This window comes from Legionella wadsworthii DSM 21896 = ATCC 33877 (assembly GCF_000701265.1).
GTDB classification, from domain to species: domain Bacteria; phylum Pseudomonadota; class Gammaproteobacteria; order Legionellales; family Legionellaceae; genus Legionella; species Legionella wadsworthii.
In genome coordinates this window covers 290459-313599 of sequence record NZ_KL370760.1, presented here as the reverse complement: position 1 = coordinate 313599, position 23141 = coordinate 290459, and the positions used below count along the sequence as shown (strand labels likewise).

The following is a 23141-nucleotide window of genomic DNA, read 5'->3' as shown; positions in this document are numbered from 1 at the left end:
ATAATTCTTAACCTCCAAATTCTTTATTTAATGCGGAGTACAAGGTCGGATATTGAAAATCAAATTGGTATTCAATCAACCGCTGAGGTACTACTGTTTGTCCAGATAATAAGAGCTCCTCACCCATTTTACCGAGTAAAAGTTTAATTACCCAGGAGGGCAACCAGAGAAAAGCAGGTTTCTTTAAAACCTGGGCCAGTATTTTGGTAAATGTTTTCTGTGATACATATTGAGGTGCTACGAGATTTACCGGACCTGTAATTTCTGGATGGGAGATAAGAAATTGAATTGCATTGACCAGATCATCGCTATCAATCCAGGCCAAAGGTTGTTGTCCAGAACCCATTACAGCACCCATTCCATATTGAGCAGGCAATTCTAATTTTTTTAACATGCCTTCTCCACGTTTCAGCACGACGCCAAAACGCATTAAAGTAACCGGCATACCCATCTCAAAACCTTTTTTAGCAGTTTGTTCCCATTGAGTCACTAATTGATTAGCAAAGCTTGTATTAGGAGAATCTATAGGCGCGGTCGTTTCGTTAAAGACAATCTCATCCTCTTCTAATTGCTTCTGTAGGCCATAAATTCCTACAGCACTGGCATTATATAGGTGGGGCTTTTTTACAGCCTTTAAACCCCATCGGACTAATTGATTGGTGGTATCAATTCGGCTTCGAAGAAGTTTTTCTTTTATTTTCGAGCTCCATCGATGATCCGTAATATTCTTACCTGCCAAATTAATGATTGCCTCAAACTCATTTGTGTCTAATGAATTAAGTGTATCCCAAGTGCATGCATGGACTGTATTTGCAAAAATTTTGTAGATTCTTTCTTCATGGCGTCCAATCACATAAATTTCATGACCAGCTTTTAATAATTCCGGCACCAATATCTGCCCCAAAAATCCTGTTCCACCAGCAACAATAATTTTCATTAAAATCTCCTAAGAACTGCTCCTATCATAGCTCAATCCCATGCAATTAAATGCAGGATGTTTTATTATTTAAAATAATCTATGTCCTATACAGAGTAGTGACAGTAATTCAGATTGGGGGTCTCGACCTTTTGGAAAATTTTATATCCATTTGATTTAGAAAAATAGAATATTTATGTCTATCTTTTAAATAGATCATTTAATGGAATAGATATCATGTCTTATAAAAATATAGTCGGAATAAGTGCCGTATTATTTTCTACAGCAGCCTTCGCAACCACAACTATATCAAAAGATCAGTGGATAACCGCTTTTAAAGCATTGGCGCCATCAAAAATGTGCCGAAATCTTGTCAACGATCCCGATACGAATAATCTCCTGCAAAAAGCAAATATAAGTTATGACAAATGTGTGACATTAATTCCTGCAAGTTTTGAAAAGTGCCAAAAAAAATATGATTCGAAACTTCCGGAAAAAATAGACAAAAAAAATGCCTCCATCTGGGGCACTAAAATTGGAAATTGTATTGGAGTTGATTTTTTTACGAATAATCTTGCAGGTGTTTCTAAGACCGGTACATCTCTATTGGCTACTAAAACCGACAAAACAGCTACAAAAAAAGGTGATGAAATGACAAAAGAAGATTGGTTGGATGCGTTGACTATAGTGGCGCCAAAATTAATTTGTGAAAAGCTTGTAAGTGACAAGTCCCTTCATAAAAAGCTCACGCAAAATGGAATGACTTCTGAAAAATGCTTAAGCTCCATTCCAGATATTATTGCAACATGTGAAAAAAAATTGAATAGCCAAATTCCGTCTTCTTTGGACAAGAAAAATCAAAATAAGTGGAATCAAATCATTGGTAAATGCATTGGGAAAAGCTTTGCAGACCAATATTTAAAATAGTGTGGGGACGTCAAATTATTTGAGAAAAGTTGATGCATGGTACCGAGAAGAGGACTCGAACCTCCACGGAGTTTCCTCCACTAGCACCTGAAGCTAGCGTGTCTACCAATTCCACCACCTCGGCATTTGTGGCGCTAAGTTACTCATATTTTGCGGATCTGTCAACGTCTTTTTTCCTGTTCGCTGAGAAGATAGGCCATTGAATTACCTTTGTTCCATCGAATATGGAGTTCCTGCTTTTAAAATACGCTCTCTTATCCCAAGCCAACTACCCGTAGCGGGGGGAAGTTCAATGACTATAAGTTCGGCATTAGAAGCATCTGCTTTCCTTAATTGAAAATATAAATCAAAAGCCACTTTCTCGGGATTGTTTTCCAAAGGATAATAATGATCTTCAAGGATATTCCTGGGTTTTTGGCTTGCGATCACATAGATTGGTTTTGGATTATTTCGACAAAAATCTTTTAGAGCTTGTAAATCATTAAAATAATATAAAGGTTTTCGTGGTTGATAATGACTCTCTAATTTACCTGGCACTCTAAGGGTGCTTTCAAGATGAAGAGAGGGAGTCGCAATTACTTTTTCAATCATTTGTTCATCAATTAAACCATGGCGCAAAATTTGATAGGTATCCGCCTGAGTTGCATCAATGATGGTCGATTCAATACCCACGGAGCATCGCCCTCCATCTAATATCATTAATTCTTGGTTAGAGAAAGATTCACTCACGTGTTGCGCGGTGGTAGGACTGACTTTTCCAAAAGGATTGGCGGAGGGGGCAACAAGCGGAATTCCTGACTTTATTAATAATTCCTGAGCTACAGGATGCGCAGGACACCGTATGGCTACAGTATCCTGTCCTCCAGTAATGATTGGATTGATTTGACCGGGTTTACCATGAAATACAAGAGTTAGAGGACCTGGCCAAAAATTTTTAATGAGTTGCCGGGCATAACCTGGTATCTCTTGCACCAAGGTATTGAGGTTATAATTTTTTGCCACATGGATAATTAATGGATGATTTAATGGCCTATTTTTCATAGAAAAAACAGTGCGAATTGCCTGTTCATTATTGATAGGCGCAGCCAATCCATATACTGTTTCTGTCGGTATGGCTACAGGTTTTCCATCCTGTAAATCTCGAATAGCAAGATCAATGTTTGAAGTAATTAATGGCATAGACAGCAATTCATTTAAAAGTCTATTATTTTTACACAATTTGCAAGAGAAAGCAGCTGTTTTTGCATTTTCATGGTTCAGCACATAGAATAATGCATCGAACCTTTATCCAGGGATGCCGCTGTGTTGCTTGATTGGCTACAGAAAACAATCGATGGTTATTTTGCCCTCCTTCCGAGACCCAAACCTTCCATGAATAGTTTTCAATCATCGCGCGTGATCGCCCATCGAGGTGCGCATCATCACGCAAATGGAATTATTGAGAATACACTTGCAGCTTTTAGCAGGGCAAAGGAACTTGGATGTTGGGGAATTGAATTTGATGTACGCGCTACATCAGATAAAGTCCTTGTAGTAAACCATGACGCTACCTTAAGACGTCTATGGGGATACGATCGCTCCATTGCGGCTATGAACTTTAACGAGTTACGCGCTTTAGTACCTGGTATACCCACTTTAGACGAAGTGATTGCTGCCTATGGCGACAGCATGCACTTGTTTATTGAATTAAAAACCCCATTTTACGAAGAAGAAGTCCTAAAAAAAGCATTAAGCGGATTATCTGCAGGTGTAAACTATCATTTATTAACTCTAGATGCGTCGATTTTTTATTCATTATCCCAATTCCCTAAAAACGCGCTGTTGTTGGTGGCTGGGCATAATAATGTGAACGAGTTTTGCCGCATCAGCCTTAAGGAAAATTACGGAGGCATTCTAGGTCATTATTGTTTAATCAATTCAAGGATAATTCATCAATTCCAGGAAGCAAAAAAAATAGTGGGGGTGGGTATGGTGGATTCTCAAAATAGTTTATATAGAGAATTAAATCGCGGCATCAATTGGCTTTTTACCAATCGCGCAGAAAAATTAAATTTATATTTGCGTCCTTCATTGCATGCGATAAAATAATTTTTTAATGCTTTAACATAATCTTTGTCGGTTTGTTTTCTGCGTTAACAGCTGAAATAGATGTGTTGTGTACAATTCAATAAGGATGCAGTGATGAAATGGACTGATAGATTGTGGGCAGCAACCAATTGGACCTTGGACACTACGATTCATGCTCTAGCGGATACTATGAGTACTTGTGGTACATTGGTGAGCGTGGCTGGTGGTGCTGCATACGCCATATCTAATGTCCTTCATACACAAGATGTTAGCGCGGCATACTATGGTGGTGTTCGAACTACAGGGAATTTCTCCCTTGGAGTCAATATTACCAACTTAGGGTATAGTTTTAATGATTTGCTGCCCTGGTATTACAGTAATCAGATCAATAACAAGACCCCATCTTATAATCTTACCGAATATGTGAGCTCCATAATGCTGATTAATGCCAGTGCTATTTGTATTGGCACGGGTGCCGTTTTAAAAACTTTAGGCGACAACATCCATTATTGGCAACAAAACCGAGAAGAGCGGCGTGAGTATAGCCAGACGCACCAAATGGAAATTGCAAACCCTTCTTTAAAGGAATATGTTTATGTGAGTGCGGAGGCGGTAGCCAGCGGCCTTACTTTAGCCATGTTCAGCACTGCGGTAGTTGCAGCAGTTCTTAATTTTTCAAATTTATCTCTACCTGATTTCACCTACCCTCCTAAAGGGGATCAAAAGGTATATGGAGAACATTATCGGGGTGCAGTGATAACACAACCTTTTAATATTTCCTTAGATTTAGGAGTAAGTAATTTCACCATTCCTGTTTATTTTGACAATTTAAATATCTTACTCAATAAAACAGCGAATGGGACAGCTAATGCAACCTATGGAGGAGGTTTTTTCTTTAAATCCAATGGAGCTACACCCAAGCCCTCTTTCGAGGTAACCGAGACGTTTACTTCCATGACGGGTTTTAGTGCCTACATCGCGAAAAACTTTTTCAATAAGAAAAAAAATCGGCTTCATATTGAAAGAATTAAAGAAGCAGAAGAACTTTCCTATACATTAGTTGATCTGGATCTAAAAAATTAAAAACGGTTCATGCGATTTTTTATCGCTCCATAATCGCTGCCACACCCATTCCTCCAGCAGTACAAATGCTTATGAGAATACGCCCATGGCCTTTATTAGCCAATATTTTGGCGGCAGTACCCACTATTCGTCCCCCAGTAGCCGCAAAAGGATGCCCAAGAGCGAGGCTGCCTCCTTTAATATTCATCTTTTGTATGTCGATGCTGCCTAAAGGTTTTTTAAGATTTAAAACCTTGTGACAATATTCAGGAGATTCCCAGGCCTTTAATGTACAGAGTACTTGGCCCGCAAATGCTTCATGGATTTCATAATAATCAAAATCTTGTAATTTTAAGTGATTTCTAGCCAACAAACGAGACACGGCTATGGTTGGAGCCATTAACAAGCCCGCTCCATGTACGAAATCCACTGCCGCAACTTCACAATCAATAAAATAAGCAAGAGGTTCGAGTTGATGGTCTTTAGCCCATTGTGGAGAGCTCAATAAAACAACCGCAGCACCATCCGTCAAAGGCGTTGAGTTACCAGCTGTCAAGCTGCCTTTTTCTGATTTATCGAAAGCAGGCTTTAAAGTAGATAATTTTTCTAAAGAGGTATCTTTGCGGGTTAATGTATCACGCTTTAAAGAATGAAGAGGCACAATTAAGTCATCATAAAATCCTTCATCATAAGCTTGCGCTGCAAGATTGTGGGATCGAAGTGCCAATTCATCTTGCGCCATTCGAGGAATGTCCCACTCCTTAACCATTAGTTCACAATGTTCTCCCATTGATAAATGAGTTCTTGGTTCTCTGACCGCTGGAACCTCAGGTTTTAACATACCCAAACGAAAGTCCTTTAAAAGGGAGAGTTTTTCTTTAAAGCTTTTGGCGTTTTGGAATTTAATTAAAAAATGAGTTAATCTTCTTTGTCCAATTAAAGGAATGTCTGAATTAGTATCTGTCCCGCCGGCGATTCCTGCAGCGATTTGTCCATGATTAATTTTTAAGGCGATAAGATTGACTGCTTCTAATCCCGTGCCGCAGGCGCGTTGAATGGTTAAGCCGGGTGTTGCAGGTGATAACTTACTCCCCAGGACTGTTTCACGAGCTAGATTCCAATCAAAAGGATGATTCATTACTGCACCAGCAATAAAATCACCCAGTAATTCACCTTCTATTTTGGTCTTCTGGATCAGGCCAGCCAATGCTGTTCCCAGCAATTCCTGATTCGATATCCCTAAATAACTGGTCTGTGATTTGACAAACGGGGTACGGGAACTATCAAGAACAGCCACTTGATCCTTGAGGCTCATATAAATTCCTTTTTCAGTTTCGTGAGAGTATAAGATTAGACTATACTGTCATTCCAGGAATTAAAACAAGGGAGGGGCCATGTATACCTTATACTCTTCGGGTACGCCTAATGGAATTAAACCTACAATCATGCTTCATGAGTTATCGCAAAAGTACACCATTGAATTAATTAATATCTCCAACGGGGAACAATTTAAACCTGAGTTTTTAAAAATTTCCCCCAACAATAAAATCCCAGTCCTATATGATTCGCAGAATGATTTTTATTTATTTGAAAGTGTCGCGATTTTGCAATATTTGGCAGAAAAGCACGGCAAATTTTTACCGCAACCTTTGAAAGAAAAATATACTATTATTCAATGGTGCTTTTTTCAAGCAGCACATGTGGGTCCTATGTTTGGACAATTAGGGCATTTTAACCGTGCCGAAGAAAAAATTCCTTATGCATTAAAGCGGTATGCTGATGAAAGCGACCGAATATTGAGCGTTATGGAAAAACAATTAAAACATTCAGACTATATCGGCGGTACTGATTATACTATAGCCGATATGGCCATTTGGCCCTGGATATACTGCTTCGAAATTTTTTACAAACAAACAATTGATAAGCAGCGTTTTACCCATTTACTTGAGTGGTATCAACGAATCGGCGAACGCCCTGCAGTCCAGGCGGGTTTAGAAGCATATCATTTGTCTTTAGAGGGTAAAATAGACTAGGAATTCTATAAATATTAGATGCCATCAGCCCAGTAAGTTGTTTCGATTCATCCCTCCAAATTTGGAGGGAACAGGAATAGTGATTTCTCTTTAAGTGAGTTCAGGGGTTGAGTTATGAACTGGCTCATCGTTGGCAGGTATTTCTTTATTAGAATGAGAAGCTAGAACACCAATTTTTGTTAAAATATCTGCAATTGGAGTGCCTCTATATGTTGTTTCCATATGAGGTAAAGTGCTCATCCTGTCAATTTGTTTTTCTTGTCTATCAAGGAGTTGTTGGTATCTCTGATTCGATTGTTCTAACTCTTTTTGGGTGATAGCAAGCTTATTTTCAGCGGCGCAAATACGATCAGCAATTTGAAGGAAACTGGCTTCTTTGTTGGTCACAAACTCATTTAATTTTGCTTGAAATGCTTTTTTTTGTTCTTCATCACCAATTCGGATTTCTGATAATTCAGACAGAGTACTATTCAGAGTGGATATCATTGCGTTAGCAAGTTCAAGATCCTTTGCCATTTCTGAGCGTAATCTTTGTACTTCCTGGAGTTTTTCAGCCAGTTCCCTCTGTGTGGCATTAAATCCTTCTGTAATGCGATCGAGTTTATCCTGGTTTTGTTTCAGAAAATCACCATGCTGATGAACGCCCTCTTTTAAATCTTCTGAAACTCTTACCAAATCATCCTTGGTTTCTGTTAAGGTTATATTCACCCTTGAAGTAGCCATGACTTGTCTGTCAATTAAATCAATTTTGTTGCTAAGTGCCTCAATATTTTCTGTGAGTCTTTGGTTTTCTCTGGCAAATTTTTGAATTTCCAATGCCAATTGTTGGCGAATTACATCTAGGGCTTTGATGGTTAGTTCAAGAAGATCTGCCAAGCCTAAAATACCTTTTTGTAAACTTTCCACCGCACTGGTGCTGCATTTATGATGATCATCAAGAATAAGGCCTCCGGCTGCATAAGTCACTGCGGTGACGCCGCAAATTGCTAACAGAAAACCAATATTGGCTAATATACCAATAAGTAACGTGGGAACGGTTAAAGCGACCCCACCTAATATTTTTTGCCAAAGAGGTAACTGCCCCCAAAATTCTGCAGCACGAGAAAATATACTGGGATTTTTTTCCATGCTCTTGATGGTGTCTTGCAGACTTTTTTTAATTTGTTCAAAAATTTCTTTAGTAATAATAATTTTTTGAATTTTATCTTGCTCTGCATTTGTCTCCACAAGATTTAGTTTCGATTTGATTTCTTCGTCTAAGTGCGCTTCTTCTTTTTTTACTTCTTGTTCTTCAATTGATATAGAGATCTGAGTTGTTTCTAGATGTCTTTCAAGCGTTTCGTCTTTGGGGGTATCTTGATTGATAAGCAGTTCCAGCTCTTCTGTGTTGGTAGCCATGTGAAATTCCTTTTTTTGTTAAATTATCTTCCTGTGCCTACTATTTTTAACCAGAAAAAACTAAAAAAACAAGGAAAATTTGTTTCATCTCAAATCTCTTTGAGTGAATTCAGTATAGTCAGAGTTTAATAATAAAGGCGAATAAGTCGGGCTTTCGCCCGGCTTATTTAATTTTATACGGATAAAACCCGTCTTTCTTCATCAGGATGAGAAGCGCAACAGGAAAGACCCTCATTGACTTTAGCGTGAATGCTCGCACCAGAACGAGTGACTAAATAAGCAAGGGCAAGGGGGGCAATGACCGCAGTTAAAATAGTCATTGCGACAGCAGCTGATGTTGCAAGGAATGCAATAATACCTGCTTCTGCAGCGACTCTAAGTGCTTTGCTCGATTTGTCTAGTGAATCTTCACTGCGAAAACCATCTAATCTAAAACCCGCAGCAAAAACCAAGCTGCCAAGAGATGTGAGCGCAGCTCCTGCGGCAATCAGAGTGGCCCCCGCGGTGCAAAAAGCAAATGCGATTGGTAATGCTATTGGTGATGCCGCAGTGATTCCAAAATCTTTTTTACTGTTAAATGGGGAAAAAAATCCGGGTGTCTGATTTTTAAAGGAGTAACCTCTCTCCAATACTTTTTTCGCCAGAAAAGATGCCGCTGCCTCTCGAGTATACTCATCCTCACCTAAAAACGTTTCGAATACAGCAGATAATGTGTTGTGATTTTCTGCCCCTAGAATTTTTTCTAATAGAGGAGTTGAAGGTTTTTTTTGTTCTGATGAGTCGATTGAGTTTTCTTCGTCGCTATACTCACCCGAACCACTGAGTTTTCTTCTATAAACTTGATGCTTATGTTCTTTTTCCATTTCCATAGCGCTGCCCCTCAGGGTTGATTAAAATCGAGCCATGCTATTTAAAAAAAGGCTATAAGTCAAGTTGTGTTTCTTCCATTTTTTGATTATTTTAACCACACTTTTTTAAAGAATGGTTTTTCATAATGTTTCATATTGGCCAGCGCTGGATAAGTAGCACCGAAACTCAACTTGGTTTAGGTATTATCATTGAGGTGAGTGGAAGGAAAGTGACTTTAAGCTTCCCTGCGGCGGGAGAGGAGCGCATTTATTCTACAGATAGTGCGCCACTTAGCCGTATTGTTTATAAAGAAGGGGAGGAAATCTCGACTACGAGCCAACAAAAAATACGGGTTACACAGGTAGAAGAACAGCAAGGGTTGTATTTTTACACCGGTTTCGATGAAGATGGATACGAAGTCCGTATTAATGAAATTTCTTTAGATTGCTTTATCAAAATGAATACTCCGGAGCAAAGACTATTTAGTGGCTTGCTCGATAAGTTAAACACATTCAAACTGAGAATCGATACACTCAATCATGCCAGCCGTCTACAGCAATCAAATGTCAGAGGGTTATTAGGCTCAAGAACCAGTCTGCTCAAACATCAAGTTTTCATTGCCAGTGAAGTAGCACAACGCTATGCCCCTAGAGTTTTGTTAGCAGATGAAGTCGGACTGGGAAAAACCATTGAAGCAGGCATGATAATTCATTATCAACTGCATACAGGTCGTGCTCAACGTGTATTAATTGTGGTACCACAAACATTGATTCATCAATGGCTGGTGGAAATGATTCGCCGGTTTAATTTGTATTTTGCCATTATAGATGCAGATCGGTATGAGCTTTCTTATGAACTTGATGAAGAAGAGGGAATTCAGATCGATACGACTCAAGAGAATCTTTTTGAAAACGAACAATTGGTCTTATGTAGCCTTGATTTCCTGATGGAAAATGAAAAAGCACGTGAACAAGTGACCAATTGCGGATGGGATCTGTTGGTAGTTGATGAGGCGCATCATTTGCATTGGTCTGAAGAAGAGAAAAGTCCAGAATATGAATGTATTGAAGATTTAGCAGCACAAAGTAAAGGCGTTTTGTTGTTAACGGCAACGCCTGAACAAGCTGGAATTGCAAGTCATTTCGCTCGATTGCGTCTGCTTGATCCATCCCGATTTTATGATTTGGATGTATTCAAACAAGAGGAAGAGGAATACCAGCAAATCAACCAACTCGTACAAGAACTACTAAACCATGAAGACAATGTTTTAGTGGATGCTCTTAGCACTCCGTTGAAAAAACGATTGCACGCTTATTTAGGTTCAATTACTGGCTTAAGTATTCAGCAAGTCATTAGAGATTTATTAGACCGCCACGGGACCGGTCGGGTTCTCTTCCGTAATACGCGCGCAGCCATTCAGGGTTTTCCTGAGCGTCGTGTGCATCCATGCCCGGTGGTATGCCCCTCTTTATACTCTTCTATGGAAGAACAAAAAGGCCAAAGGAAACTTTACCCTGAGCAACTCATCAATAAAGAGCTTTGGCTTGAGCAAGATCCTCGGGTGGGTTGGTTAGCAAATCAGGTTAACGATTTGTTTCCCCAAAAAGTTCTGATTATTTGTGCCAAAGCAAATACCGCAATTGCATTAGATCAGCATTTAAAATTAAAATTAGGGATTCGAAGCACTTCCTTTCATGAAGGATTATCCATAATTGACAGGGATCGTGCGGCTGCCTATTTTGCAGAGCAAGAAAATGGAGCCCAGGTTCTCATTTGTTCTGAAATAGGCAGTGAAGGCAGAAATTTTCAATTTGCCCATCATTTAGTATTGTTTGATTTACCTCTGAATCCTGATCTGTTGGAACAACGCATCGGCCGTCTTGATCGTATTGGACAACGGCATACAATAGAAATTTATGTTCCTTATCTGCTCAATACCGTACAGGAAAAATTATTCCGTTGGTACCATGAGGGAATCAATTTATTTACAAAAAGTTGTTCTATTGGATTTACTTTATATGAAGAATTTGAAAATGAATTGTTACCCATTCTTGACACGGTAGAGACCAATAATGAAAAGTTTAATGAATTAATCCTGCAAACAAAAACTCGTGCCGACCAAATCAATCAAGCACTCCAGGATGGCAGGGATCAATTATTAGAGCTCAATTCCTGTAATGTGCCGCAAGCGGAAGAGTTGATTGCCTCAATTGAGGCCGAAGAAAATTGTTTGGAATTGCAAAACTATATGGGGCAGGTATTTCAAGAATATGGGATTGATCATGAGTATCATTCTGAATCAACGGAAATATTGCGGCCAACGGATCATATGAAAACAAGTCATTTCCCCGGCTTAAAAGAAGAGGGGGTTACCGTAACTTATTTGCGTTCTAAAGCACTTGTCCGTGAGGATGTTGAATTTTTGAGTTGGGAACACCCAATGGTTAGCGAAAGTATGGAAATGGTTTTGGATTCAGAATTAGGAAATGCCACTTTGGCTACAATTTCAATAAAGAGCATTAAACCCGGCACTTTATTTCTTGAATCTTTTTTTACAGCACATTGTGCTGCACCTAAAAATTTACAATTAGATCGTTTCCTTCCTGTGACACCGATCCGTGTGTTCATGGATGTATCTGGAAAAGATCTCTCTAAAATATTAGATTACACACAGCTTAATCAAATGTGTGAACCCGTTAAACGTCATTTGGGTTATCCCATCATTCAACAAATAAGTTCGGAACTGGAAGAAATTTTAAGAAAAAGCAAAGCAATAGCCGAAGTGCAACTGCATGCGATGATTCAGCATGCTATAGAGCAGATGAGACAAAGCGTGACACATGAAGTCAACAGGCTTGAAGCGTTAAAGAAAAAAAATCCTTCCATACGGGAAGATGAGGTTGCTTTTTATAAAAAACAACTCATTGATAGCGGGGAATACATTCAGAGTACGACTTTAAAATTACAAGCCTTAAGGGTAGTGATTAATAAAATCTAACCAAGCGGATTGAGTGCCATACCTGTCATTCCCCCGTAGTTATTCATCGATTGTTTCATACTTTGATGATGTGATGGATTCCCGCCTGCGCGGGAATGACAAAAGCCCAAACGTGAACTAGGAAATGTCATTCCCGCGCAGGCGGGAATCCATCCTGCCAAATATTCCATGCTTTGTTGGTCGCGATGGATTTCACTGCTCGTGATGACAAGAATTTTATATCATTAATCTAATCGGGTTTTTCTCTATGGGTACGACGACTTTGACATCATTCTTAGTACATGTAGAATGAAAGATATTGCTTGATTCCCTTCACGCAGACTTAATTCATTTATGGACGATTATTCAGTTCTGTATTTTGTACTTCTTTTTATAATCTCAGCTATTTTCCATCATTATTTTAAAAAAAATACCATGTGCCCGACCTCAGTCGGTAGCATCATTATGGCTATTGGCATTGTGACCTATGATGTATTACCTCGTCTATTCTTCATCACTTTATTTTTGAGGCATTTAATTGTTATCGAGTTGCTAATTGTTTGGCTTTATTTCTTTTTCTTTTTTACAAAAAGTACGATAGAGGGATCTTTTAATCTGTTTATCACTAATGGGATAAATCAATTGGGTGTGGGAACATGGATTGCAGGCTCTTCAGTATTGGCTTTGCTGTTTATTCAAGAAATGCCATTATGGTATGGCGTCATTTGGATTTGTGAATTATGTGCTTTGGCTATTTGGCCCATATATATGATTTTGTCTTTGAATAATCTAAAGAAGATTTTTTTAAAAAAAATTCGAATCCATTCCGGCAATCTTTTACTTATCACAGTGAGCACCCAAGCCATAACCCTATTAACTCATATTCTTTTTGCGCCATCTTTTCCAATCTCAGGAAGCAGAGTACTCATTCTCTTGGGGTATGCATGTTACCTGGTATCAATCATGATTATTGGGAAATATATATTTTCTTGTACCAAGAAGCGATTATTTCTGGGTTGGAGTAATGGGAACAGTATTATTCATGGCGCTTTATCTATTTCAGGGCTTGCCAGTACTATCACTCAGGCAATGAGTGAAGAGGTCATTTTGAGCACCTGGTATCTTGCCTCCATTTTGTTATGCCTGGTGGAGGGAATGGGATTAATAAAATTATATTATCGAATTAAAATATCAGGTTTTATTGAAGGCGTTTTTGTTTATAATCTATCTCAATGGACGCGGATTTTTACTTTAGGAATGTATTATTCATTCACTCTTGCTTTATACAAAAGAGATATCAGCTCCAATTTTATAGTAGCTCATGTCATTGCATTAGGTAAGTATATTGTTTTTCTGATTTTTATATTTGAAATATTTATTTTTTTTAGAGATAAGTTGAGTTTTACCAAATAATTACTCACTTAATTTTTGAGTCGTGGAGTACAAAAGGGATAACTATACTCATGAATCAACAGATTAAAAAAATCACAACAGATCTTTTGCACTTCGCAGGAATTACTCCTAACGGTAAAGAACCTTGGGACATTCAGATAAATAATGAAGAATTTTATAAACGCGTGTTCAATGAGGGCTCTTTAGCTTTAGGGGAATCCTACATGGATGGATGGTGGGATTGTGACAGTTTGGATCAATTTTTTACTCGAATCCTCAAAGCTCAACTCGATGAAAAAATTAAATCGGATAAGTGGCTATGGCCAAAATTAATTTGGCTAAAACTACTTAACCCCCAATCAAAAAAGCGTGCTTTGGAAGTAGGTAGAAAACATTATGATTTAGGAAATGACTTATTTAAATCCATGCTGGATAGCCGTATGAATTACACCTGCGGCTATTGGAAAAATGCCAATGATCTGGATACAGCCCAATTAAATAAGCTGGAGTTAAGCTGCCAAAAATTAAAGTTTGAGCCAGGGATGCGGGTTTTGGATATAGGTTGCGGTTTTGGCGCCTTTGCAAAATATGCAGCCGAAAACTATGGGGTGAATGTGGTTGGGATCACCATATCAAAAGAACAATACGAATATGCCAGACAAAACTGCTCCGGGTTACCCATTGAAATTCGGTTTCAAGATTATCGTGATATTAAGGAACAATTTGATCGAGTGGTTTCTTTAGGGATGTTTGAACATGTAGGCTATCAAAACTACCGCACCTACATGCACAAAGTACGTGATTGTCTTAAAAACGAGGGTTTGTTTTTATTGCATACTATCGGTGGGAATCAAACCCAAAAAGTAGTGGATCCCTGGATTAACAAATATATTTTCCCAAATGGAATGATTCCTTCGATGAAGCAGATAAGTCAAGCTTCCGAAGGACTGTTCGTGATGGAGAATTGGGCAAATTTCGGTGCTTATTATGACAATACTTTAATGGCATGGTATGTCCATTTTGAAAAGAATTGGGAGCATTTGAAAGCGCATTACGATCAACGTTTTTATCGGATGTGGCGTTACTATTTATTGGCTTGTGCCGGTACTTTTCGCGCCCGTACAAATCAACTATGGCAGATTGTATTTTCTAGGGATGGTATTCCCGGTGGATATCAAGAACCTTTATTTACCGGCATTAGAAAAAAGGAAGTAGAAAACAAAAATACCATTTCGAATTTTGAATTATCTTGAAAATAATCATGAGGGATTCTTATCAGAGTATCCCTCATACATCTGGTTTAGTGCTTCTTGGCAAAAACCATACGCAAATGGCCATTAATTGTTTCAATTGCATTACGACAAGCTGGCGTTTCAGCCAATTCATTTAACATGAGAAAGTCATGGATGGTTCCATGATGGCGAATCCCTGTGACTTGGACTCCCGCTGCATTCAGCTTATGTTCGTATGCCTCACCTTCATCACGTAATACATCACATTCACCATTGATGACCAATGCAGGAGGTAATCCTTTGAGATCTTCAAGAGTGGCTTGCAAAGGACTGGCAGTTATTTCCTTTCTTTTTTCTTTATCGGGCAGATAATTATCCCAGAACCATTCCATTGCCTTTTTGGTGAGCCAGGGCCCTTCTGCAAATTCTTTATAAGAATCATTATCAAAATTGGCATCAGTGACTGGGTAAATAAGTACTTGATAATCAATTTTTGGGCCACCGCGTTTTTTGGCTAAAAGAGTCATTACAGCGGCCATATTTCCGCCCACACTGTCCCCTGCAACAGCCAATCGGGAAGTATCTAAATTGAACTCACTACCATGTTCTGCAACATATTTTAATGCCGTGTAATCTTCTTCGATTTGGGTAGGGTATTGTGCTTCTGGAGCTAACGAATAATTGACGAAAACAATTGCCGCATGAGCCCCTACAGCAAGCTCACGAACGAGACGACCATGAGTTTGCCAGTCACCAAAAACCCAACCAGCACCATGATAAAACATAACTACAGGGAGTTTTTCTTTTGAGCCTTTGGGACGAACAATACGAATGTCTAATTTGCCATTAGCATGTTGAATAGTACGATCTTCAATATCCACTTCTGGCTTTTCTTTTTCTGCTGGCAATTCTTGCAACTTGTCAAAAATGGCCCTTCCTTCTTTTACCGGAAGATCATAGAGGGGTTTACCTCCAGCTTTCGCAATTTTTTCAACGAAAGCCCAGGTTTTAGGTTCTATACGTTTACTTAGATCCATTTTTAAATGTCCTCATGGTTGAAGTTTAAACACTTAATTTCACATGATATGAAATCAAACCGTCTCTTTTATTAACAGGACACAATAAGTATAGTCAATTTGTATATAATTTGTTTTTTGAAAAAGATAAAACATGATTTAAATAAAGAAGTTATCTGGTTTCATTCGATTAGAAAACCTCAATTTTTCCGTTGTTTGCCAAGAGATAAACTTGAAGAATGAGGGCTAAGCTGCCTAAAATTAATATATAATGAGTTGTTGGAGTGCAAAAATGAAATCCCTGATTGGCTGTATCCTCTCTGTGCTTGCTTTTTCTTCATGGGCAGCAGTAGAGCGCGGCATTAACTATGATCCTGCCCACAGCAAAGCATTTACGGATGCTCAGATAAATAATAATTTACAAGGGATGAAAGACGAGATTCTCAAGGATTTTCGCATAGCGCAGCAAAATGGCTTTACCATAATAAAAACATTTTATGCCGGTATTTCTACAGTGGATGGCCAAAGCACGGCAACCATGGCTGAATTGGCCTGCCCGATGGGATTAAAACTTATGTTAGGTGTGTATGAATTTGATCCTGGAAAAGATAATTGCGCTAACTGGTGTGATATAGCAAGAAACAAACAAGTCGAAGATGCTATTGCTAGTGTCAATAGATTCAACACCGAGAATAAAAAATGCATCATAGGTATTGCTGTAGGAAACGAGGATGTGACCAACTGGAATTTTACGCAACCCAATACTTTAATACAAAAACATATCGCGGAAGACATTGATAAAATCAAGAACGCTGTAGGAAAAAAAGTATTGGTAGGTACAGCCCAGCAAGATGGCGCCTTATTAAAGCTCTTAACCAATGATCCTAACGGAATTATTAATAAACTGGATTTCGTAGGTGCCAATATCTACCCTTATTGGAGCAGTAACCCCTATACCCCATTTTCGGGGGCGACGACGGAATTTATGAATCGCTATGAAGCCATTAAAAATAAATTTCCTGACAAGCAAGTTATTGTCACCGAAGAAGGTTGGCCTAGCCAGGGTTCAGCAGAACAAAACCCCGATGCCACGTTAGCCAATGAAGGCAGTTATTATAATTGGTGGAAAGGCCGCTCTGATGATTTTGATTCCTATTATTTCACCTTATTTGACAAACAACCCACTAATGGGGATGCAGATAAGTTTTTTGGATTATGTAAAGCTGACAGAAGCGATAAAATTCTTAATACATGTAATGAATAAACCTCGCTTCCAGAAGAGGTGAATCACACCAAAAGATTGCACCGCTGCTTGCCCGCGTGTCTATTGAGTCTCATTAGTTTTTTCGATATCCCGCGACCAAGTCGCGGGATATTCAAAAGTTAGCATGAAAGTGGTCGCTAATCACCCTGATGTGTTCCGAGGTTTGTCCTTGGCCAAGAATGTTACTCCACGTTCGACAAAGAAGATTTACAACAATCTTTGTTCATCAGAAATGACTGGGAAAGAACCATTTTCGGCATTTCGATAGTCGGGGAAAGAGCAGTGCATGTGGGCAATTTTCCAAATCCCGTCCTCTTGTTCGATGGTCAGGGTGCCGCGTAAATGGTCAAATATATGTTCTTTTCCCTCGATGGTCACATATGCAGTACAGACAGCTGCCGCCCATAAAGCATTCTCAGGCGTCGGAACGAACTGTTTTATTTCTATTTTTCCATGGTCGGATTGACTCCAGTCCCTGGTGAGTTGCTGTTGCATTTCTTCTAACCCGACTCGATATTCATCAAGTCCTGAACCCCAAACATTCGTATTTCGAGTAAAAAGATTCAGTAAATAAGTCAAATTACGATGGGCATATCCTTCACAAAATTGTTTAAAAAGCTGCTCTGCCGGTTTTCTTTCTGGAATTATCACAAAATGCCTCCAAATTAATATAGGGTGGGCGCATTATAGGGCGGGCAAAATTCAGTGTCTGTCCGTTTAAATCACGTACAGCGAAATAAATCGAATTAGAAACTCGAGCACAGAGACAACATCCGTTCCATTTCCAACTTAGAAGTAAATCCTGTACGGTGTTTTATACGCAGCAAGTAGGTATCCACCGTTCGAGGAGACAGTTCGAGTATTTGCGCAATTTGTTTGTGTGTTGCACCTTGCAGCAATAATCTAAGACAGCTTATTTCTTGAACTGTAAGATAAGTGGGACTCTTTTTCCCAGGCAGGTTAATTCTGCCTTGGGTAAGACAAATATCCTTATAGTTCACATCTCGATATGCCTGGGGTAGGGCAATGGGGTTTTTATTTAGAATTTGGATTAAATCTTTATGTTGAAGATCAAAATCAAAAATAAATTGTTCAATGGCTTTGAATTTATTAAGATAAAAAGAAGCAGGATTGGGATGTTCGTAGGGTAATGCGACAGCAATCATATCGTAATAATTTTTATTGCGGCGTACGAACGTAAGCCCGTTATGCAAATTGAATTGTTCACGCGCAATGTGTACCGGCAGACTCGGTAGTTCGTCGTCCCAAAGAAACCAGTAAGCGTGATTATTTTCATGTTCCGTTTCAAAAGATGAAAACACAACTGGCTCATTATCTATTTGCTGGAAAAACTCAAAGAGTCCGGTATTGTTCGTCAGGCAATTGATAGAACCATCTGCAAAGCAACGCAAATATTGAAAATAATTAAAGCCGAAATTTTCAAATAGATTTTTACTTATTTCCTGGATTTTATTTTTTAATAAAAAAATGGGATGGTTTAAATCAATATTTAATGTCATGAAATGTTTAGTCCGACAAACCGATTGCTTACTATTTTGGCAATAATTTCGTTATTGATCAAACTGAATTGCATTGTTTCATTATGAAGGATTTGATATAAATCAAGAGGGAATGAAAACACTGAAATACTCATAAAATAGGGGCTACGATGCAAAAAAGGCAAATAGGCATTCTAAAGGGACTGATTTCCCCCAGTTTGAAACGCCAGTTATCTGTGGCCTATATCGCCCCAGATGGAAGATTAACTTCCGATGACCCTAATTCTTATTCTGGCAAAGAACGTGTGGCTTATCAAAATGCTTTAATCAAGCAACATCCAGATACAGGTTATGCAGACTCAATAATCAAAGAAAGGCAAGAGAAAAAAAAATCCGCTTTCTTTCAACCTAAAAAGGAAGATGAAAAGGATAAAATAAATGCTACACCCACTCTTTCATGATGATCAATCAAGGGTGTTAACACCTACTTTTGAGATAGTTTAAATAAATGTCACAAATATAAGGCAATCCAAAAATGCAAAAGGATATCCATGTATCCCATCCTCCAAAGAAAATCATTCATGAAGTGCTTTCTAAGAATGGTTTCATTCCAAATAACCCTCGTTTTCCCCTGCTCATCTACAAACAAGCGATTACCCGATCGAATGAACCAAAATCCATTCAAGAGCATTTACAACGCAATCATTGGGGAAAATCATGGGTAGATTCAATTTATGACTGTCATCATTACCACAGTAATACTCATGAAGTTTTAGTCATGATTGAGGGAGAGGGTACGGTCCAATTTGGGGGAGAGCAAGGCACAACTTATGAAGTAAGCGAAGGTGATGTCGTCATCATTCCTGCCGGTGTTGCGCATAAAAGTTTGAGTTTATCGAAGGACTTCAAATGTATTGGCGCTTATGCTGCTAATGTGGAGTACGATATGAATTATGGCAAAGCAGAAGAACATCCGCGAGTTGATGAGCAGATACAACAGGTTGGTTTACCAAAATGTGATCCGGTATTTGGGAACCAGGGTTTGTTATTTGATTATTGGAAATAAGCTTCTTCACCTGGATAAACTCTTCGTCACAGTGGGTTTTTTTTCTATTAAGGCCTATATTGATAGTTATAAATAGAAAATTTTCATGGGGGGGTTATGTCTGTTGCCTCAATTAGAAAAGTTTATAATATCTATGCGTCTTTCTATGATTTCGTATTTGGGTCTATATTTAACCCGGGTCGCTCTTTATGCACTGAAATAATCAATAATAGGGCAAAGCAAAATTCTGAAGTACTTGAAATTGGGATAGGGACCGGGTTGTCTTTGCCACTTTATCGGTCTGACTTAAAGATTACTGGAATTGATATTTCTGAAAAGATGTTGGAAAAAGCGCAAGGACAGGTCGTTAAAAATAAGCTTCAAAATCGGGTCCATTTAAAAGTGATGGATGCTGCCCAATTAGAATTCCCTGATAATTCTTTTGATTTTATTGTGGCCATGTATGTGGCCTCTGTTGTCCCGGATGTCACTGCTTTCCTCCAGGAATTAACGCGAGTTGCGAAACCTTCAGCAGAAATTATTTTTGTGAATCATTTTGCTTCAGAACGTGGAATAATTCGTTTTTTGGAAAAAATATTAGCGCCTGTGAACGAGTTGGTCGGCTTTAAATCAGATTTTTCTGTCCATTCTATTCTTGATTATAAAAAATTAATACTGTTAGATTCTCAAAAGACAAACCTTTTTGGCTATTGGAAATTACTCCATTGTAAAATCCAGAAGCGCAAAAAAGCTTCGTTAAGTATTTGAGTAAAATTCATCCAATTTTTACTATAAACGTCCGTGACTATTTTTATTATTTGGACATTTTGATGGACAGAGATCAATCTTCATAATCATTCAAATCAAATGCGACTTGCAGGTTTTCCAGCTGTTCTTCCACGACAGTCAGTTTTTCAAAACTGGCAATGTGAAACAAAGCCTGGCCTGAATGGATAAGGGGCAACATATTTTCTCCAATAATAATACCAGAAATGGGGGATTTTAATTTGTATTCCTCGGTACTGGTTGGATTGGCGATGATTCCGATTAATTGACCTTTAGCGACGCGATCTCCAGATTTTTTAATGTGTCTTAAAATACCGCTCATTGGGGCTCTGATCCAATAACTGTTTCTGGAAACAGTAGGCGTACATTTTTTTACTTTATATCGTCCAGCAGGAACCATGCCTAAAGCGCCCATCACACTTAAAATGCCATTAATCCCTGTTCTAATCGACAGCTCATCGAATCGCAAAGATTCTCCACCTTCATAAACTAAAATGGGTATACCCTGTTCATTGGCATATTCGCGCATGGACCCATCCCTAAATGTGGAATGTAAAATGAGCGGAACATTGAAAGCATGTGCTAAATCCTCAATACCGGGCATATCCAGGTTTGCCCTAATCTGAGGTAAATTAAATCGGTGGTTTGAGCCGGTGTGCAAATCAATTGCGTGGGTTGATTGGGATAAAATTTGTGTACTGATAATCTGGGCAAGAATGGATGCAAGAGATCCTTTCGAACTGCCCGGAAAGGAACGATTTAAATCCCTCCGATCCATTAAATAACGTTCTTGGTACAGAAACCCATATACATTAACAATTGGTATGGCAATGACATTGCCTCTAATGTTCTTTAAACCCTTTTTTTTCAGAAATCGACGTATGATCTCTACACCATTGATCTCATCGCCATGAATGGCTGCGGTAAGGCATAAGGTAGGTCCTTCTTCCAAGCCATTTATTACATGAATGGGTAAACTAATTGGTGTCCAGTCATAAAGCTTGGGCATAGGTAATAAAATATTTTTTCGTTCTCCTGGTTTTATTTTTACATCACCTATTACCAAGGGTGCTTTGCTACTCATACTTAATTTCCGTTAAATATGTTATATAACAAGTGTAGCTTGAAATGTAAAAGAAAGAATAAAATGATGGAGTTATCAATTTAGAGCAATAATCACCCATACGAGTTATTGCTTTGTCGACACAAAAGTGCACCAATTTAAATAGGTCTCACATGGAAGAATTTATAGTCAATATCACAAACATATATGGTGCCAGGGGTGAGCGCTGGATTAACCAATTACCAGATTATCTTGCAGCTTTAACTGAATATTGGAATTTAAGCGATGTCATCCCTGTTCCCAATATGACGTTTAATTATGTTGCCAAAGCCCTGCTTCATCAACAAAAGCCAGTAGTTTTGAAAATGGGATATGACAAAAAAAGCTTGGAAAATGAAAAACGCGCGCTGTTGGATCTTAATCGTCAAGGTTCCATCGATCTCATTGACTACAACCGCCAATACAATGCTTTGTTATTACAACAAGCAATCCCTGGAATGACACTCAAATCGATTTATCCCATACAGATGGATTATGCGATGGACTGTTACGTCAAAACGATGTTTCGCCTTCATCATCCCCATTTGCCTCAAAGAATAAAGCATCCACATATTAGCGAATGGCTTAGTGAGTTGGATAAGCCCGAAGCCTCGAGAATTCCTATTGCTCTGTTGTCTCGAGCGATACACTTAAAAAATAAACTGCTTTCTTCTCTAAAAACACCCATTCTTTTGCATGGGGATTTACATCATGACAACATTTTAAAACATGGCAATGACTGGCTCGCTATTGATCCTAAAGGAGTCATTGGGGATAGGGAGTTTGAAATAGCAGCTTTTGATTTTATGTATGTTTCTGAGCTTGCAAACATAAAAGATATAAAATCAATCATGGAAAAGCGTATCGAGGTACTTGCGCAAAAATCAAATCTTGATGCACAAAGAATTAAAGATTGGATTTTTGTACGATTAATTTTAATGGCCGCATGGCTGCTTGAAGATAATGATGATCCTACCTGGGCCATCAAACTGGCAGATCTATTATTTTAAATGTCTGCTTTACTTTTAACCCTATTTGGCTGGAGTAGCCGTGACCCAGCATCGCTTCATCATGGCTATTTACTACCTTGCCCATTGAAAATTAGGTTCAAAATACCCAAACTATCTGAATATCGCTACATTCTATGAGCATACGATTGGTTTTGCTCATTAATTTGATTGATTAATGCCTCTGCTTGTTCTTCACTAAAAAGACCTTCTTTTTTTGCTTGATTGATAAATTCCAGAGCTTTATCGGCATCATCGAATATTAGAATAGTCACATTTTTGCCTTCATATTGCCCCAGTAGCTCTTGCTCCTTTTCACTTAAATCACTCCAAATATCACTATCCTGCAAGTCTTTTAAAGATTTAAAAGCTTTGGCTTCGGTGGACATGACTTGACGATACAATTGAAGAAGCTTTTGCTTCTTTTCTTCCTCTTCTAATTCAATGGCAACTACTGGCATAATTTTCTCCGTTCAGCTCATTAAATAATTCAAATTATAACAGAATTCCCCATGCATGAGCGAATTTAAGACAATGGCATATGCTGACTATTAAATTGTCATTTCGCC

At 38.5% G+C, this 23141-nt stretch carries 22 protein-coding genes and 1 tRNA gene; 12 read left to right on the top strand and 11 right to left on the bottom strand.

Annotated elements, in window-relative coordinates; genetic code table 11:
- Positions 1-7 precede the first annotated feature (7 nt).
- Entirely contained in the window at positions 8-937 is a 930-nt protein-coding gene (locus tag BU07_RS0113040) for a TIGR01777 family oxidoreductase (RefSeq protein ID WP_031566705.1), read from the bottom strand.
- A 216-nt stretch (positions 938-1153) separates the two neighbouring features.
- On the opposite strand from BU07_RS0113040, the gene BU07_RS17055 reads away from it, so the two are divergent.
- Complete coding sequence (locus BU07_RS17055) at positions 1154-1843, top strand: hypothetical protein (protein ID WP_051635584.1); 690 nt, start codon at positions 1154-1156, stop codon at positions 1841-1843.
- 37 nt (positions 1844-1880) lie between these two features.
- On the opposite strand, the gene BU07_RS0113030 is transcribed toward BU07_RS17055, so the two are convergent.
- Both BU07_RS0113030 and BU07_RS0113025 read right to left on the bottom strand, forming a co-directional pair.
- A tRNA-Leu gene (locus BU07_RS0113030) sits at positions 1881-1967 on the bottom strand.
- Between the two features lie 80 nt (positions 1968-2047).
- Positions 2048-3022, bottom strand: coding sequence for an L-threonylcarbamoyladenylate synthase (locus BU07_RS0113025; RefSeq protein WP_031566700.1), 975 nt, complete (start codon positions 3020-3022; stop codon positions 2048-2050).
- Positions 3023-3145: 123 nt separating this feature from the next.
- On the opposite strand from BU07_RS0113025, the gene BU07_RS0113020 reads away from it, so the two are divergent.
- Together BU07_RS0113020 and BU07_RS0113015 are read left to right on the top strand one after the other, a co-directional pair.
- Positions 3146-3931, top strand: coding sequence for a glycerophosphodiester phosphodiesterase (locus BU07_RS0113020; RefSeq protein ID WP_031566699.1), 786 nt, complete (start codon positions 3146-3148; stop codon positions 3929-3931).
- A gap of 93 nt (positions 3932-4024) precedes the next feature.
- Positions 4025-4993: a hypothetical protein gene (locus tag BU07_RS0113015; RefSeq protein ID WP_031566696.1), complete on the top strand. Its 969-nt coding sequence runs from the start codon at positions 4025-4027 to the stop codon at positions 4991-4993.
- Positions 4994-5012: 19 nt separating this feature from the next.
- On the opposite strand, the gene BU07_RS0113010 is transcribed toward BU07_RS0113015, so the two are convergent.
- Positions 5013-6287 carry an acetyl-CoA C-acetyltransferase gene (locus BU07_RS0113010; protein ID WP_031566693.1) on the bottom strand — a complete coding sequence of 425 codons (1275 nt, stop codon included), beginning with the start codon at positions 6285-6287 and terminating at the stop codon, positions 5013-5015.
- A gap of 79 nt (positions 6288-6366) precedes the next feature.
- Here BU07_RS0113010 and BU07_RS0113005 point away from each other — a divergent pair, with 79 nt between their 5' ends.
- Entirely contained in the window at positions 6367-7005 is a 639-nt protein-coding gene (locus tag BU07_RS0113005; protein WP_031566691.1) for a glutathione S-transferase N-terminal domain-containing protein, read from the top strand.
- Between the two features lie 90 nt (positions 7006-7095).
- Here the strand turns inward: BU07_RS0113005 and BU07_RS0113000 are convergent, their stop codons facing one another.
- Positions 7096-8403 (bottom strand): LegC2/C7 family Dot/Icm T4SS effector, encoded by a 1308-nt coding sequence (locus BU07_RS0113000; protein WP_031566689.1) that lies wholly within the window; start codon positions 8401-8403, stop codon positions 7096-7098.
- A 173-nt stretch (positions 8404-8576) separates the two neighbouring features.
- A complete protein-coding gene (locus BU07_RS17050) occupies positions 8577-9272 on the bottom strand; it encodes a hypothetical protein (protein WP_051635583.1) in 696 nt (231 codons plus the stop codon).
- A 125-nt stretch (positions 9273-9397) separates the two neighbouring features.
- On the opposite strand from BU07_RS17050, the gene rapA reads away from it, so the two are divergent.
- The 3 genes from rapA (at position 9398) to cfa (ending at position 14874) form a co-directional block, all read left to right on the top strand.
- Positions 9398-12250, top strand: a complete 2853-nt coding sequence (gene rapA, locus BU07_RS0112990; protein WP_035899131.1) for an RNA polymerase-associated protein RapA — start codon at positions 9398-9400, stop codon at positions 12248-12250.
- 444 nt (positions 12251-12694) lie between these two features.
- Positions 12695-13642, top strand: coding sequence for a TDT family transporter (locus tag BU07_RS0112980; protein ID WP_133134499.1), 948 nt, complete (start codon positions 12695-12697; stop codon positions 13640-13642).
- A 50-nt stretch (positions 13643-13692) separates the two neighbouring features.
- Entirely contained in the window at positions 13693-14874 is a 1182-nt protein-coding gene (gene cfa / locus BU07_RS0112975; RefSeq protein ID WP_031566682.1) for a cyclopropane fatty acyl phospholipid synthase, read from the top strand.
- A 47-nt stretch (positions 14875-14921) separates the two neighbouring features.
- Here the strand turns inward: cfa and BU07_RS0112970 are convergent, their stop codons facing one another.
- Positions 14922-15890: an alpha/beta hydrolase gene (locus BU07_RS0112970; protein ID WP_031566680.1), complete on the bottom strand. Its 969-nt coding sequence runs from the start codon at positions 15888-15890 to the stop codon at positions 14922-14924.
- Positions 15891-16161: 271 nt separating this feature from the next.
- Between BU07_RS0112970 and BU07_RS0112965 the strand changes: the two genes are divergently transcribed.
- The gene (locus BU07_RS0112965) at positions 16162-17133 is read left to right on the top strand and encodes a glycoside hydrolase family 17 protein (protein ID WP_031566678.1); all 972 of its coding nucleotides are present in this window, start codon (positions 16162-16164) and stop codon (positions 17131-17133) included.
- A 207-nt stretch (positions 17134-17340) separates the two neighbouring features.
- Here BU07_RS0112965 and BU07_RS17310 read toward each other — a convergent pair whose 3' ends face one another.
- Both BU07_RS17310 and BU07_RS0112955 read right to left on the bottom strand, forming a co-directional pair.
- Entirely contained in the window at positions 17341-17784 is a 444-nt protein-coding gene (locus BU07_RS17310) for a nuclear transport factor 2 family protein (protein WP_084157891.1), read from the bottom strand.
- Positions 17785-17879: 95 nt separating this feature from the next.
- Complete coding sequence (locus BU07_RS0112955; RefSeq protein ID WP_031566674.1) at positions 17880-18653, bottom strand: helix-turn-helix domain-containing protein; 774 nt, start codon at positions 18651-18653, stop codon at positions 17880-17882.
- Between the two features lie 149 nt (positions 18654-18802).
- Between BU07_RS0112955 and BU07_RS0112950 the strand changes: the two genes are divergently transcribed.
- The 3 genes from BU07_RS0112950 (at position 18803) to BU07_RS0112940 (ending at position 20445) form a co-directional block, all read left to right on the top strand.
- Positions 18803-19093, top strand: a complete 291-nt coding sequence (locus tag BU07_RS0112950; RefSeq protein WP_031566673.1) for a hypothetical protein — start codon at positions 18803-18805, stop codon at positions 19091-19093.
- A 74-nt stretch (positions 19094-19167) separates the two neighbouring features.
- Complete coding sequence (locus BU07_RS0112945) at positions 19168-19698, top strand: cupin domain-containing protein (protein WP_035899130.1); 531 nt, start codon at positions 19168-19170, stop codon at positions 19696-19698.
- A 96-nt stretch (positions 19699-19794) separates the two neighbouring features.
- Positions 19795-20445, top strand: a complete 651-nt coding sequence (locus BU07_RS0112940) for a class I SAM-dependent methyltransferase (RefSeq protein ID WP_031566669.1) — start codon at positions 19795-19797, stop codon at positions 20443-20445.
- Between the two features lie 73 nt (positions 20446-20518).
- On the opposite strand, the gene BU07_RS0112935 is transcribed toward BU07_RS0112940, so the two are convergent.
- Positions 20519-21547 (bottom strand): succinylglutamate desuccinylase/aspartoacylase family protein, encoded by a 1029-nt coding sequence (locus BU07_RS0112935; RefSeq protein ID WP_031566666.1) that lies wholly within the window; start codon positions 21545-21547, stop codon positions 20519-20521.
- A gap of 152 nt (positions 21548-21699) precedes the next feature.
- Here BU07_RS0112935 and BU07_RS0112930 point away from each other — a divergent pair, with 152 nt between their 5' ends.
- Positions 21700-22575: an aminoglycoside phosphotransferase family protein gene (locus tag BU07_RS0112930; protein ID WP_051635582.1), complete on the top strand. Its 876-nt coding sequence runs from the start codon at positions 21700-21702 to the stop codon at positions 22573-22575.
- A gap of 125 nt (positions 22576-22700) precedes the next feature.
- Here BU07_RS0112930 and BU07_RS0112925 read toward each other — a convergent pair whose 3' ends face one another.
- Positions 22701-23033: a hypothetical protein gene (locus tag BU07_RS0112925; protein ID WP_031566663.1), complete on the bottom strand. Its 333-nt coding sequence runs from the start codon at positions 23031-23033 to the stop codon at positions 22701-22703.
- Positions 23034-23141 lie beyond the last annotated feature (108 nt).